Source organism: Allobosea sp. (assembly GCF_030694325.1).
Taxonomy (GTDB): Bacteria; Pseudomonadota; Alphaproteobacteria; order Rhizobiales; family Beijerinckiaceae; genus Allobosea.
On record NZ_JAUXYO010000159.1, the window covers coordinates 1 to 14,258 of the forward strand.

The 14,258-nt window shown below is 68.0% G+C and carries 13 protein-coding genes; 3 read left to right on the forward strand and 10 right to left on the reverse strand.

Annotated elements, in window-relative coordinates:
* The 9 genes from ureC to Q8M82_RS10015 form a co-directional block, all read right to left on the reverse strand.
* Positions 1–1,594, reverse strand: a 1,594-nt coding sequence (ureC, locus tag Q8M82_RS09975; RefSeq protein WP_305691212.1) for an urease subunit alpha, incomplete at its 3' end; no start/stop codon positions are given.
* 14 nt (positions 1,595–1,608) lie between these two features.
* Positions 1,609–2,004: a PIN domain-containing protein gene (locus Q8M82_RS09980; protein ID WP_305691213.1), complete on the reverse strand. Its 396-nt coding sequence runs from the start codon at positions 2,002–2,004 to the stop codon at positions 1,609–1,611.
* Complete coding sequence (locus Q8M82_RS09985) at positions 2,001–2,267, reverse strand: AbrB/MazE/SpoVT family DNA-binding domain-containing protein (protein WP_305691214.1); 267 nt, start codon at positions 2,265–2,267, stop codon at positions 2,001–2,003. Before Q8M82_RS09985 ends, Q8M82_RS09980 begins: the two co-directional genes overlap by 4 nt.
* Before the next feature lie 97 nt (positions 2,268–2,364).
* A complete protein-coding gene (locus tag Q8M82_RS09990; RefSeq protein ID WP_305691215.1) occupies positions 2,365–2,985 on the reverse strand; it encodes an urease subunit gamma in 621 nt (206 codons plus the stop codon).
* Positions 2,982–3,305 carry a hypothetical protein gene (locus Q8M82_RS09995; RefSeq protein WP_305691216.1) on the reverse strand — a complete coding sequence of 108 codons (324 nt, stop codon included), beginning with the start codon at positions 3,303–3,305 and terminating at the stop codon, positions 2,982–2,984. Before Q8M82_RS09995 ends, Q8M82_RS09990 begins: the two co-directional genes overlap by 4 nt.
* Positions 3,306–3,315: 10 nt before the next feature.
* Positions 3,316–4,170 carry an urease accessory protein UreD gene (locus tag Q8M82_RS10000; protein ID WP_305691217.1) on the reverse strand — a complete coding sequence of 285 codons (855 nt, stop codon included), beginning with the start codon at positions 4,168–4,170 and terminating at the stop codon, positions 3,316–3,318.
* Between the two features lie 125 nt (positions 4,171–4,295).
* Positions 4,296–5,189: a PfkB family carbohydrate kinase gene (locus Q8M82_RS10005; RefSeq protein WP_305691218.1), complete on the reverse strand. Its 894-nt coding sequence runs from the start codon at positions 5,187–5,189 to the stop codon at positions 4,296–4,298.
* Positions 5,186–5,353, reverse strand: coding sequence for a hypothetical protein (locus Q8M82_RS10010; protein ID WP_305691219.1), 168 nt, complete (start codon positions 5,351–5,353; stop codon positions 5,186–5,188). Before Q8M82_RS10010 ends, Q8M82_RS10005 begins: the two co-directional genes overlap by 4 nt.
* A gap of 45 nt (positions 5,354–5,398) precedes the next feature.
* A complete protein-coding gene (locus Q8M82_RS10015) occupies positions 5,399–5,848 on the reverse strand; it encodes a VOC family protein (protein ID WP_305691220.1) in 450 nt (149 codons plus the stop codon).
* 151 nt (positions 5,849–5,999) lie between these two features.
* Here Q8M82_RS10015 and Q8M82_RS10020 point away from each other — a divergent pair, with 151 nt between their 5' ends.
* From Q8M82_RS10020 to Q8M82_RS10030, 3 genes are all read left to right on the forward strand, one after another.
* Positions 6,000–7,445, forward strand: a complete 1,446-nt coding sequence (locus Q8M82_RS10020) for a cation diffusion facilitator family transporter (protein WP_305691221.1) — start codon at positions 6,000–6,002, stop codon at positions 7,443–7,445.
* A 132-nt stretch (positions 7,446–7,577) separates the two neighbouring features.
* Positions 7,578–10,223: an aminopeptidase N gene (gene pepN / locus Q8M82_RS10025; RefSeq protein WP_305691222.1), complete on the forward strand. Its 2,646-nt coding sequence runs from the start codon at positions 7,578–7,580 to the stop codon at positions 10,221–10,223.
* A gap of 213 nt (positions 10,224–10,436) precedes the next feature.
* Positions 10,437–12,734, forward strand: coding sequence for a PAS domain-containing sensor histidine kinase (locus Q8M82_RS10030; RefSeq protein ID WP_305691223.1), 2,298 nt, complete (start codon positions 10,437–10,439; stop codon positions 12,732–12,734).
* Between the two features lie 3 nt (positions 12,735–12,737).
* On the opposite strand, the gene Q8M82_RS10035 is transcribed toward Q8M82_RS10030, so the two are convergent.
* Positions 12,738–14,258: [protein-PII] uridylyltransferase family protein (locus tag Q8M82_RS10035; protein ID WP_465248078.1), on the reverse strand; the 1,521-nt coding region annotated here is incomplete at its 5' end.

A 14,258-nucleotide genomic window follows, 5' to 3' on the forward strand; every position in this document is an offset into this window, starting at 1 on the left:
AGATGCCGCCGCGGGTGTTTTCGACCGCGACCATCTGCTTGTCGGTTCCCAGCCGCTTCTGAAGGCCGTTGGCGATCGCCGCCTGCGAGACGAAGACCAGCGAGGTCGAGGTCACGGCCTTGCCGAAGGCGCCGAACATCGGGCGGTAATGCACCGGCTGCGGCGTCGGGATCGAGGCGTTGGGATCGCCCATCGGGGCGGCCGCGATCATGCCGCCCTTGAGGTTCAGATCAGGCTTGGCACCGAAGAAGGCCGGCGACCAGACCACGATGTCGGCGAGCTTGCCGATCTCGATCGAGCCGATATGGCGCGAAATGCCATGCGCGATGGCTGGATTGATGGTGTATTTCGCGACATAGCGCTTGGCGCGGAAATTGTCGGCGCCGGTGCCGACATCCTGCGCCAGCGTGCCGCGCTGAATTTTCATCTTGTGCGCTGTCTGCCAGGTCCGGGTGATAACCTCGCCGACGCGGCCCATCGCCTGGCTGTCCGACGACATCATCGAGAGCGCGCCGAGATCGTGCAGGATGTCCTCGGCGGCGATCGTCTCCTTGCGGATGCGGCTCTCGGCGAAGGCCAGATCCTCGGGAATCGACGGCGACAGGTGATGGCAGACCATCAGCATGTCGAGATGCTCGTCGAGCGTGTTGACGGTGAAGGGCCGCGTCGGATTGGTCGAGGACGGCAGCACGTTCGGCAGCCCCGCCACCTTCATGATGTCGGGCGCATGGCCACCGCCCGCCCCTTCCGTGTGGAAGGCGTGGATGGTGCGGCCCTTGAAGGCGGCGATGGTGTCCTCGACGAAGCCGCTCTCGTTGAGCGTATCCGTGTGGATCATCACCTGCACATCGTAGTCGTCGGCGACGGAGAGGCAGTTGTCGATCGCGGCGGGCGTCGTGCCCCAGTCCTCGTGCAGCTTCATCGCGCAGGCGCCGGCCTCGACCATCTCGATCAGGGCGCCGGGCAGCGCGGCGTTGCCCTTGCCGGCGAAGGCGAGGTTCATCGGGAAGGCGTCGGCGGCCTTGATCATCTGACCGAGATGCCAGGGGCCGGGCGTGCAGGTCGTCGCCAGCGTGCCATGGGCGGGGCCGGTGCCGCCGCCGAGCATGGTGGTGAGCCCGCTCATCAGCGCGTCCTCGATCTGCTGCGGGCAGATGTAGTGGATATGGCTGTCGAAGCCGCCGGCTGTGACGATCTTGCCCTCGCCCGCGATGACCTCGGTGCCGGGGCCGACGACGATCGTCTCGGTCGGATCGAAATTGCCGAAGCCGCTCTGGATGTCGGGGTTGCCGGCCTTTCCGATGGCGCAGATACGGCCGGCGCGAATGCCGATATCGGCCTTCACGATCCCCCAATGGTCGAGGATCAGCGCATTGGTGATGACGGTGTCGACCGCGCCATCGGCATTGCGGACCTGACTCTGGCCCATGCCGTCACGGATGACCTTGCCGCCGCCGAACTTCACCTCCTCGCCATAGGTGGTGAAATCCTTCTCGACCTTGATGACGAGTTCGGTGTCTCCGAGGCGCACCGTGTCGCCGGTGGTGGGACCGAACATCGCGGCATAGGCATTGCGGGGAAAGTTGAAGGGCATGCGAACTCCAAAACTTACGGCGCTGGGCTGAAGGCCGTGCTGATGGACGCCTTTAGGTCGAAGGTCATCGTGGTCTTGCAGCCGGCAGCGAGGTTGAGTTCGCCGAGCAGGGCATCAGCAAAATCCAGGCCTTCATCACGCGAGCGCGCCAACGCCTCGCTGATCGCCGATCGTTCGACGACCAGATAGGCTCGGCTCCGCAGCAATTGCTCGATGATCTCAAGAATTTCAGATCGGCGGTAGCGATAGCGCGACCGCAAAGTCCACGCGAACTCGACCAGTGTCACGACATTCAGGACGCCCGGTCGCTGGTGCGAAAAATCCAGGAGCAGCTTGCGGGCGAGCGGAGACTGAACCGGATCGTCGTTCGTCACCGCCCGCAAGAGGATATTGGTGTCGATGCCGATCATTCCGCCGCCTGTGGCGTAGGCAGGTTTCGCTCGGCCATCGCTGCATCCAGCGCTTCTTCATCGCTGCCGAAGACCGCTGGACGCGGCGATACCGCGTCGAAAAAAGCGGAGGGAGGCGCATTGAGCGGGCGCATGAACACGCGCCCGTCGCGTAGGGCTACGAACTCGATCTCGTCGCCTGGCACCAAATTCAATGCCCGCCGTATCTCCGCCGGCATGGTGAACTGGCCTTTGGCCGTAACGGTAGAGAAGTAAGCCGCCATAGCCAACCCCTTACAATAATCGCGAATGCCTTACTTTTAGCACTTCCGGAAAGAAGGCGCAATTTTGGAGCTGTTGCTCGCACGGCAAAGCTGTGTCCTACAGTTTCCCCATCACCTCCTGACGGAACCCGTAGACCTCGCGCTTGCCAGCGAGCGCCACGAGCCGGACCTCGCGGGTCTGGCCGGGCTCGAAGCGCACGGCCGTGCCGGCGGGGATGTCGAGCCGGAAGCCGCGGGCCTTGTCGCGCTCGAAGGACAGCGCCGGATTGGCCTCGAAGAAATGATAATGCGATCCGATCTGGATCGGCCGGTCGCCGGTGTTGGAGACGGTGAGCGAGAGGCTCACGCGGCCCTCGTTCATGACGAGATCGCCCGGCAGCGTCGTAACCTCGCCCGGCTTCATCGCATCGGAGGCGCCCCGGATCGGCTCGTGGACGGTGACGAGCTTGGTGCCATCGGGGAAGGTCGCCTCGACCTGAACGTCGTGGATGAGGGCGGCGATGCCGTCCATGACCTGGTCGGCCCGCACCACATGGGCACCGGCCTGCATCAGGTCGGCGACGGACCGGCCGTCGCGCGCGCCTTCGACGACGAAGTCGGTGATCAGCGCGACGGCCTCGGGATAGTTCAGCTTGACGCCGCGCTCCAGCCTGCGTCGCGCGACCATGGCGGCCATGGCGACGAGCAGCTTGTCCTTTTCGCGCGGCGTCAAATTCATGGCTTGTCCTTCTCTTCGTCCTCGTCGGCGCCGTCCGAATCCTCGTCCTCGCCGTCCTCGTCTTCCGACTCGTCCTCGTCGTCTTCGTCCTCGACGCCGAAATCGGCATATTCATAGGCGAAGACGATCTCGCCCGTCGCGGGGTCGAAGGCGCTGGAGGTCGCTTCCTCGAAGGCCTCGATCAGCATCTTCGCATCGTCGGGCCCATCGACGTCGAAACGGCGCAATGCCTCATCCCCCTCGCCGCTCAGCGCCAGTTCGATCGCCCAGCCCCGCGCGCCGGTGTCGTAGATGCATTTCAGACCCTGGATCGCCAGCATGATGCTCTCCTCAAGTTGACCAGGTGCGCGGCAGCGCACGGCCGGTCAGATGCCGCAGCAGCGTGACGAGCACGCGACGCAGGGCCTGGGCATCGGGGGAGAGAAGACGGACGACCAGAAGGTCGCAGACGAGGCCGGCGCCGAGTTCGACCGCGCCCGCCTGCGCCTCTTCGGCGAGCGCACGGACCTGCTCGAGCCGGTCGGCCAGGTCACCGCCGGCGGCGAGGATCGTCGCGGCGGCGCGGGCGCCGGCACCGATCGCGGAACGCCCCAGCGTCTGCGCGATCGCGCCCTCGAGCCGGACATCCTCGGCGAAGACCAGCCGCCCGTCGCGGCGGAGGCGCCAGCGGTCGCGCAGGGCGCCGCGCTCGACGCGTTCCCCCATGGCGCTGCGGCCGAAGAACACGCTTTCGCAGGCGACCAGCCGGGCATCGGCGGCGAGATCGACGGCGAGGCGGCGGTTCAAGCGCGCGCCCGAGAAGAGGATGCTCTCCTGCGGCACCCAGCAGAGCGACGCTCCGGCGGCGACGGTCAGGCGGGTCTGGATCACGGTGTCGGCGCCCTGGCTGCGATAGATCTTTTCGGCCGCCTGGGTGGTGACGATCGCCTCGCTGCCGGGGCCGAGATCGACCGTCACGCTCATCGTGTCGCCGCCGGCCATGCCGCCGCCGGTGTTGATCAGCACGGCCTCGCTGCTCGCGTCGAAGGTAGTGGGAAAGCGGGCGCGGTAGCCGCCGGATTCGGAGAGGTCCAGCCTAAGCGTCCGCGCCCCGACGCGGCCGAAGCGCAGCGCCACCCCGCCCGCGGCGCGGACATAGGCGGGGAGCAGCGGATCGGTGGCGGCCGGAACGTGCGGCGCGTACATGGAAGTTCCCGGATCGGGCTGGCTGGGTCGAACGACGCTGCAATCTTCCGCGCGCGCCGTTTCCCGGCAAGAGCCCGGCCCGCCACGGCTGCCCAAATGATGAGCAATCACGGCTTTGCCAGCGATCAGCCGCGCTGCGCCAGAAAGGCCTCGATCTCCGCGCGCTCCGGCGCGCCCGCCCGGCCACCGAAGCGGGTGCATTTGATCGCCGCAGCCGCCGAAGCGAAGCGGATCGCCGCGCGCTCGCTTTGCCCCTCCGCCAGAGCAAGCGCGAAAGCGCCGTGCCAGACGTCGCCGGCGCCGAGCGTGTCGACCGTCTCGATCGCGAAGGCGGGCAGATGGGCGACCGCGCCATCCTCGATGAAGAGGACCCCCTCCCGGCCGAGCGTGACCGCCAGCCAAGTCGACGCCCCGCATGCGATCCGGGCGAGGCCCTCGCGCGGATCGGCTGCGCCTGACAGTTCCGCGAGCGCCTGGGCGCTGAAGGCGACATGGCTCGCGGTCTCGACCAGGTCGGGATGGGGCGGCTTGCGGTCGCCGTCGAGCACACCGGGCACGCCGGCGGCGCGTGCCAGCCGCAGCGCCGCGAGCGCGCCCTCGCCCCAGCGCGTATCGGCGAGCACGGCCCGCGCCCCCTCAGGCAAGGCGGTCGGGAGCCAGTCGGTGTCCTCCGGCATCTGCGGGTCGGAGTAGGAGATCACCATGCGCTCGCCCCGTGCATCGACGAGAATGGCGGACACCGGCGAACGCAGGCCGGGCACGCGGCGGGCGAAGGTGGTGTCCACGCCCTCGCGGACGAGATCGGCGATGATTTCCTGGCCCGGCAGATCGTCGGCGAGGCGCGTCGCCAGCCAGCAGCGCCCGCCGAGCCGGGCGATCGCGACCGAGGCATTTCCGGCGCAGCCCCCGCCGACGACGGCGAGCGCGTTGGAGCGATATTTTTCGCCGCGGGTGGGAAGGGCCTCGACGCTATAGACATAATCCAGCGTCGAGATGCCGAGACAGAAGACGCCGGTCATTGCTGTTGTTGGAGGTCCGTCGTTGCGGCGGCGCGGCGCTGCAGTTCCGCACTCACCGCGATGCCGATCGCCTCCTCTTCCGTGCACGCGTAGAGCGCAGCCAGGCGTGCAACGGAGTCGAGGATGGCGGGATCATCGACGAAGACGGGTTCTTCTGGGCTCATTGCCAATCGTCTCACAAACGATGGCACTCTGCCAGCGTCCGGTGGCTACCACACGCCGGTGTTCGGCATGCTCGCCCAAGGCTCCGCCGGGGGCTTCGGGTCGCCCTTCTGGAGCAGTTCGATCGAGATGTTGTCGGGCGAGCGGACGAAGGCCATGTTGCCGTCGCGCGGCGGGCGGTTGATGGTGACGCCGGCCTTCATCAGCTTGTCGCAGGTGGCGTAGATGTCGTCGACCTCATAGGCGAGATGGCCGAAATTGCGGCCCCCGGTGTAGCTCTCGGGGTCCCAGTTATAGGTCAATTCCAGCGTCGGGCGGCCGCGGCTGCCCTGCTCGCGCACGGTCTCGACCTCGTCGGGCGCGGCCAGGAAGACCAGGGTGAAGCGGCCCTTCTCGTTCTCGATCCGGCGGGTTTCGACCAGACCGAACTTGTTCACATAGAAATCCAGCGAAGCGTCGAGATCGGTCACGCGGACCATGGTGTGCAAATAGCGCATCGTTTTCCGTTTCCTCTTCGGGCCCGACCTTGGCGGCGGGCGCATCCTGACGGCGTTCACCGGATGGTGTCGGGTTGATCCTACCCTTGAATCGGGCGAAAGCATCGCCGCTCGTGAACAGAGTTCCAAGACGCAGCCGGCAGGACAGGCCATGAGCTCAACGCAAGACGGTCTGGAGGGCGCGCCCGTTCGCGCCACCGCCGCCCAGATGGCGCAGATCAAGCAGCGGGCCGCGATCCTCTCGGTCATGGCGACTCTGCTCCTGACCGGCGCCAAATTCGTCGGCGCGGTCCTGTCGGGCTCGCTCGCGCTGCTGACGGATGCGCTCCAGGGCCTGATCGACGTCGGCTCGACGCTGTTCACCTGGTTCGCGGTGCGCGTCTCTGACAAGCCGGCCGATGACGAGCACCATTACGGCCATGGCAAGGTCGAGGCGCTGGCCGCGCTGGTCGAGACCGCGATCCTGTTCACGCTGGCGGGCGCGATCCTCTGGGAAGCCGGCAACCGGCTCTGGACGGGCCTGATCGAGAGTGTCTCGGTGACGCCCATCGTCATCGGCATCATGCTGCTCTCGATGGTGGTGGACGCGATCCGCTGGCGCTCGCTGACGAAGATCGCCAAGGAGACCGGGAGCGAGGCTCTCGCCGCCGAGGCGACGCATTTCTCGGCGGATTTCGTCGGCTCCGCCCTCGTACTGGCCGGCCTGATCGGCGTCTGGTACGGGCTCGCCCGGGCCGACACGGTCGCCGCCTTCGCGATTGCCGCCTTCACTGCGCTGTCGGCCTACCGGCTGGGGCGGCGAACCATCGACACCTTGCTCGATGCCGCGCCCAAGGGGGTCAGCGACCGCCTGCGGGAGGGCGCCGAGGGCGTGCCCGGAGTGGTCGGCGTCAACTGGCTCAAGGTCCGGCCGACGGGCGGGCGCATCCATGGCGAGATCGGCATCACCGTCTCGCGCACGCTGCCGCTGGACCGGGTGGCGGCGATCCGCGAGGCGCTCACGGCGGAGTTCGAGCGGATCGAACCCGGCGCCGCGATCGCGGTCACGACGGATCCGGTGCAGGTCGACGACGAGACGGCGCTGGAACGCGTGCTGCTGATCGCGCTCAAGCTCAAGATTCCGGTGCATCACGTCTCGGTGCACACGATCGGCCAGCGCCTCTCGGTCAGCCTCGACATGGAGGTCGAGGCGCGGCTGACGCTGGGCGAGGCCCATGAGATCGCGACGCGGCTGGAAGCGGCGATCCGCGACGAGTTCGGCGGCGAGACCGAGGTCGAGACCCATATCGAGCCGATGGAAACCGGCGCGCCGGCCGGCCATGACGCGGCTTGGGAGACGGTCGAGGACATCGGCAAGGCGCTGGCCACCGAGACGGCGAAGCTCGATGGACCGATCCACGACATCCACAATGTCAGGGTTCGCCAGACCCTGAACGGCCTGGTGGTGAACTACCATTGCCGCGTCGATCCCGCGCTCGACGTCGCCGCGGTCCATGCCGCCGTCGACCAGATCGAGCGGGCGGTCAGGATCGCGCGGCCGCAGGTCTGCCGGCTGGTCAGCCATGCCGAACCTGCCATGGCCGGGCCCGCAAGCTAGGCACAGGCGCCCTCCGGCAGGCTTTCGACCCAGCGACACCGGGCCGAGCTTTCGGCTCGCGGGTCGTCAGGCTACAGACCTTTCCAGCGATCCGGCGCGCCGGATGAACCGAAACGCAGATCCGAGTTCACGATGCGCCCCGACGACACGCCCCTGATCCGCCTCGAGGATTACCGCCCCAGCGACTGGCTGATCGACACGGTCGATCTCGACATCAGCCTGCATCCGACGAAGACGCGCATCCGCTCGCAGCTCGGGCTGCGCCCGAACCCGGCCGGCCGGCCCGGTGCGCCGCTCGTGCTCGACGGCGATGAGCTCAAGCTGGTGGCGCTGCGGCTCGACGGGCTGCTGATCGACGAAGCGGCCTACAGCGTCACGCCGCAGCAACTGACGCTGCACGCCCCGCCGTCGCGACGCTTCACACTGATGATCGACACCGAGGTCGACCCCTCCGCCAACACCAAGCTGATGGGGCTCTACCTCTCCTCACATGTCTATTGCACCCAGTGCGAGGCGGACGGCTTCCGCCGGATCAGTTACTTCCTCGACCGGCCGGATGTGATGTCGGTCTACACGGTGCGGCTGGAGGCCAGGAAGCTGATCGCCCCCGTCCTGCTCTCCAACGGCAATCTCGTCGCCTCGGGCGAGGTGCCGGGCGGCGAGCGGCATTTTGCCATCTGGCACGATCCCCATCCCAAGCCCGCCTATCTCTTCGCGCTGGTCGGCGGCGCGCTCGACGTCGTCCGCCAGAAATACGTCACGGCCGAGGGGCGCACCGTCGAACTCGCCGTCTATGTCGAGCCCGGCAAGGCCGACCGCGCCGGCTGGGCGATGGACTGCCTCGTGCGCTGCATGCGCTGGGACGAGCGCGTCTTCGGCCGCAACTACGATCTCGACGTGTTCAACATCGTCGCCGTGTCCGACTTCAACATGGGCGCGATGGAGAACAAGGGCCTCAACATCTTCAACGACAAATACGTGCTGGCCGACCCGCAGACCGCAACCGATGGCGACTACGCCTCGATCGAGGCGATCATTGCGCATGAGTATTTCCATAACTGGACCGGCAACCGCATCACCTGCCGGGACTGGTTCCAGCTCTGCCTGAAGGAAGGGCTTACCGTCTTCCGCGATCAGGAGTTCTCCGCCGACGAGCGCTCGCGGCCGGTGAAGCGCATCGCCGATGTGCGGACGCTGCGGACGACGCAGTTCTCCGAGGATGCGGGGCCGCTGGCCCACCCCGTCCGCCCGCGCGCCTACAAGGAGATCAACAACTTCTACACGCCGACGGTCTACGAGAAGGGGGCGGAGGTGATCCGCATGCTGAAGCTGCTGGTGGGCGAGGCCGCCTTCCGCGACGGCATGGACCTCTATTTCGCGCGCTGCGACGGCACGGCGGCGACCATCGAGGATTTCCTCGCCTGTTTCGCCGAGACCTCCGGTCGCGACCTGACGCATTTCTCGCGCTGGTACGAGCAGGCGGGCACACCGACCATCGTCGCCTCGGGCCGCTACGATGCCGCGGCGCGCAGCTACACGCTGGATCTGGCGCAGAAGACGGCGGCGACGCCCGGCCAGCCGGAGAAGCAGCCCGTCGTCCTGCCGGTCGCACTCGGGCTCGTGGGCGGCCATGGCGACCTGCCGCTCGCAACCGCATCGGAGGCCTATGCCGGCAACGGGGTCGTCATCCTCGACCAGCCGTCGCTGTCGGTCACCTTCACCGATGTCGCCGAGCCGCCGATCCCTTCGCTGCTGCGTGGTTTCTCCGCTCCGGTCCGGCTCGAGCTCGATCTCGACGAGGCCGCGCTGCTGCGCCTGTTTGTGGCCGACAGCGATCCGTTCAACCGCTGGCAGGCCTGGCAGACGGTGGCGATGCGCGCCCTCGTCGAAGCCGGGCGCGACCCCGACCGCCTCGACGCGCTCGTCGCCACCGGACAGGCCCTGGCTGCGGGCCTGCGCGAATTTCTCAAGACCGAGGCCCCGGCCGACCCCGCCTTCGCGGCGCAGGTCCTCAGGCTGCCTGCCCTTGGCGACGTCGCGCGCGAGATCGGGCGCGATGTCGATCCGGATGCGATCCAGGCAGCGCATCGCCGGCTTTCGAGCGAGATCGGCCGCCAGCTCGGGACGGATCTGCTCGCGCTGCGCGAGCGACTGGCCTCGGCGGCGCGCTACAGCCCCGATGCGGCCTCGGCCGGCCGGCGGGCGCTGCGCAACGAAGTGCTCGGGCTCATCGCACTGGCCGCACCCGACAGCGGCGCGCAGCTGGCCGAGGCGCAGTTTGCGGCCGGCGACAACCTGACCGACCGTCTGGCGGCGCTGGCCGCGATGACGCTGATCCCCGGCGAGGCCCGCGAGTCCCTGATCGCGCGGTTCGCGAAGACCTATGCGGCCGAACCGCTCGTCCTCGACAAATGGCTGATGGCCCAGGCGCTGATCCCCGAAAGCGGGACGCTCGACCGGGTGCGCGCGCTGATGCAGCATCCGGCCTTCTCGCTGACGAACCCGAACCGGGTGCGCGCCCTGATCGGCGGCTTCGCGGCCAACCTGACCCAGTTCAACCGCACCGATGGCGAAGGCTATGGGTTCCTGGCCGAGATCGTGGTCGCGCTCGACCGCACGAACCCGCAGGTGGCATCGCGCCTGCTCGCCTCGTTCAAGAGCTGGCGGATGCTGGAGCCGCGGCGCAAGGCGCTCGCCGAGGCCAGGCTGGCGATGGTGGCGCAAACGCCGAACCTTTCCCGCGACGTCGCCGACATCGCCGAGCGGACGCTGGCCTGAAAGGGTTAACGGCGACCTGTCGAGAAGGTTAACGTTTCATTACGCGCACAAGATTCAATCACTCGCCTAACACAACCTAAAGGCGAATTCGATATCTCCGATTCAACTCCAGGCTAGACAAATCGCCTCACTCGGATTCAACTGAAAGTGATTCGCGGGGATGCGGCACGTCTCCCGATCTACTGACGGTAAGGTATCCGAAGGGGGACGGGCATGACGCGTGCCAACGCGGACTGCGCAACTGTGCGCGCAGATTCGATTCTCGGTGTCGCTAGATCGCTGACACATCCACTGTACCAGCGTTTCGAGACTCTCGAGCCGACATTCCGCACCGTTATCCCCGGCCTCGTCGCCCTCTTCATCCTGCTGCTCGCCACCGGCGGCGCCATCCAGACGACGGCGATGCGTGAAGACGCGCTGGCCGACGCCGCCGGCGACATGGACCTCGTCTCGTCGCTGCTGGCTCGCGAGCTCGACATCGCCTCGCAGCGCGGCGTCGCCCCCGCGGTCGTGCTCGCCGTCCTCAGTTCCCGCCATCTCGCCGGACAAGGCCGCATCGTCCATGTCAGCGGGGAGGACGGGCAGGTCATCTCCAGCGAACCCGCGATCGGGCAGGCCAAGCGAACCCTGGTCGATTTCCTCGGCCAGACGCAGCCGCTGACCGCCTTCGGCGATCGTGCCGGGGTGATGCGGATCACGCTGCCCGACGGTGCCGAGGCCATCGCCACGGTCCGCAACCTCGCCGCTCCGCTCGGCCAGGTCGCGGTCCTCCACCCGGTATCGCGGGCGCTGGCGGTCTGGCAGCAGCGACGCAGCGGACTCGCACTGCTGTTTGCGACCGCCGGCCTCGTGCTCGCCGCGATCACCATCGGCTTCGTCGTCCAGTCGCGCCGCGCCCGCGCCGCCGACCAGGATTGCGACTGCATCCGCGAGCGGATCGACACCGCCCTGAACCGCGGCCATTGCGGCCTCTGGGACTGGGATCTCGCTCGTGGCCGCATCTACTGGTCGGATTCGATGTACGCCATGCTCGGCTATGCCCGGACGGGACAGTATATGTCCTTCGGCGAGGTGAGCGGCTTCATCCACCATGACGACGTCGATCTCTATGCGCTGGCCGACGCGATCAGCCGGGGCGAAGCCCGGCATCTCGACCAGGAGTTCCGGGTCCGCGACAGCGCCGGCAACTGGATCTGGCTGAAGGCCCGGGCCGAGCTCGTCATCGACCGGCGGACCAATGCGCAGCACCTCGTCGGCATCGTCGTCGACATCTCGGAGCAGCGCCGCATGGCCGAGCGCACTGCAACCGCCGACGCCCGGCTGCGCGACGCCGTCGAAGCCATCTCGGAAGCCTTCGTGCTGTGGGACGCCAACAACCGTCTCGTCCTGTGCAATGCGAAGTACCAGCAACTGCACAAGCTGCCTCCCGAACTCGCGGTCGCCGGAATGTGCCATGACGAGATCATGCGCTCGAGCGCCCAGCCGAACATCGACCAGGAGCCGATGCGCTCGCTGCGCGGCACCGACGGCTCGTCCTCATACGAAGCCCGCCTCTCGGATGGGCGCTGGCTGCAGATCAACGGGCGGCGCACCAAGGATGGCGGCTCGGTCTCGGTCGGCACCGACATCACCAAGCTGAAGCAGCAGGAGGAACGGCTGACGCAGTCAGAGCACCAGCTGCTGATGCATGTCACCGATCTCAAGGCTTCGCGCCAGAAGCTGGAGGCCCAGGCCCAGCAACTTGCCGACATGGCCGAGCGCTATCTCGAGCAGAAGGCTGCCGCCGAGAGCGCCAACCGCGCCAAATCCGAATTTCTCGCGAATATGAGCCATGAGTTGCGCACGCCGCTCAATGCGATCATCGGATTCTCCGACGTCATGCAGAGCAACATTTTCGGGCCCCTGGGCGAGAAGTACACCGACTATGTCCGCGACATCCATGCGAGCGGCGAGTACCTCCTGCGCTTCATCAACGACATCCTGAACATGTCGCGGCTGGAGTCCGGCAAGGTCAGCCTCGAGAAATCCAACATCGCGATCGGGCTGGTCGTCGACGAGGCGGTGCGGGCCGTCCAGGACGAGATCGACCGGAAAGGCCTCGCGCTCACCATCGAAGGGCCGCGCGACACCCATCTCGAGGCCGATCCGCACGCCCTCTACCAGATCCTCGGCAACTTGCTGGACAACGCCGTCAAGTTCACGCCCGAGGAGGGCCAGGTCGCCATCCGCATCCGACCCGTCCCCGGCGCCGTCAACATCTTCGTCGAGGACAGCGGGATCGGCATTCCCAGGGACAAGATCAACCGCATCGGCCGGCCTTTCGAGCAGGTCGAGGGCGATCTCACCCGCAGCTACAAGGGCTCGGGCCTCGGCCTCGCCATCGCCCGCTCGCTGACGGAACTGCATGGCGGGTCGCTGCGGCTGCGCTCCGCGATCGGCGCCGGCACCATCGTCATGGTCCATCTGCCGCTGGACGGCGGCACCGGCCGGGTCATGGCGCGGGCGGCCTGACCGTCAGCCGCTACGGGCGGCGCCGAGTATCCGGTTGAAGATCGCGCGGACGCCGCCACGCACCTCGTCCAGCTCAGCCCGCAGGACCTTTGGGTCCGGCCGCCCGACCGCGGTGGCGATACGGGTCAGCACGCGGGCCGGCACGGCGGCGGGGTCGAACGCCTCCTCGACCGTGAAGCGCTGCCAGAGCTGGACGTCGCCGATCAGCCGCGCCGCCTCCTCCAGCGCAGCGGCATCCGGCGCCGCCAGCAGCCCGGCCGTGCGGGCAGCGGCGAAGACGGAGGCCGTGTCGCGCACGAGCAGCGCTGGGTGATCGGCTGCATGGGCAAGCACGAGATACTGCGCGAGAAAGTCGAGATCCGTCAGCCCGCCGAGGGCGAGCTTGAGATCCCAGGGGTTCTTCTCGCCCTTCTCCTTCGCGATCAGGCCGCGCATCTGGGCTACGGCCGCGGCCACCTTCGCCGGCTCGCGACGGCGGCTCAGGATCGCGCGGATCGAGGCCTCGGCGCGCTGCGCCAGTTCGCGATCGCCCGCCACGACCCGGGCGCGGGTCAGCGCCATCTCCTCCCAGATCTCGGCCTCGCCGCGGTGATAGGCCTCGAAGCCCGCGAACTGGGTCGCGGCCGGGCTCTTGTTGCCCGACGGCCGCAGCCGCATGTCGACCTCGTAGAGCGTGCCGCGGCGGGTCGGCACCGTCAGCGCTGCGACGAACCGCTGGGTGAAGCGCACATGCCAGGTCACCGGATCGAGGCTGCGGCGCCCCTGGCTGGGTTCCGCGTCTTCCGGCCGGTCGTAGAGCAGCATCAGGTCGAGATCGGAGGACGGCGTCAATTCGCCCGCTCCAAGCCGGCCGAGGCCGAGCACGACGCTCTGCGCGCCTGCGATGATGCCGTGATCGGCGATGAAGGCATCGCGCGTGTCGGCGAAGGCGACGCGCAGGCAGGCTTCCGCCACGGCGCAATAGGCCTGCGCCGCGGCCTGAGCGGGATAGACGCCGGAGAGCAGCCGCGCACCGACCAGGAAGTTCTCCTGCCGGGCGGCGTCGCGCAGCCTGTCCAGCCCCTCCTCGACGCTCGGCGGTGGTGAGCCCACGACGCCGCGGATGCGACGCTCCAGCGCATCGCTGTCCAGCCCGGCCTGGCCGAAGGCGGGGTCGATGACGCCGTCGAGCACATGCGGATGGAGCGCGGCCACTCTGGCGAGGCGCGGAGCGCTGCCGAGGATCTCGGCGAAGAGGGTCAGCAGCGCGTCCTGCGAGCGCAGCAGCGTCAGCAGCTCGACGGCGGCCGGCATCCGCACGAAGGCGTTATCGAGATGGGCCAGTGCTCCGTCGGGATCGGCGGTGCGGCCGAGCGCGACGAGAAGCGCGGGCGTCAGTTCGGTCAGGACCTCGCGGGCCCGCGCGCTGGTCACGGCGGCGCGGCGGCCGAAATGCCAGCCGCGCACCGTCTCGGCCGCCGTCCGTGCCTGACGGAAGCCGAGCTTCTGCAGCGTCTCCAGCGTCTGCGGGTCAAGCTCGGAGCC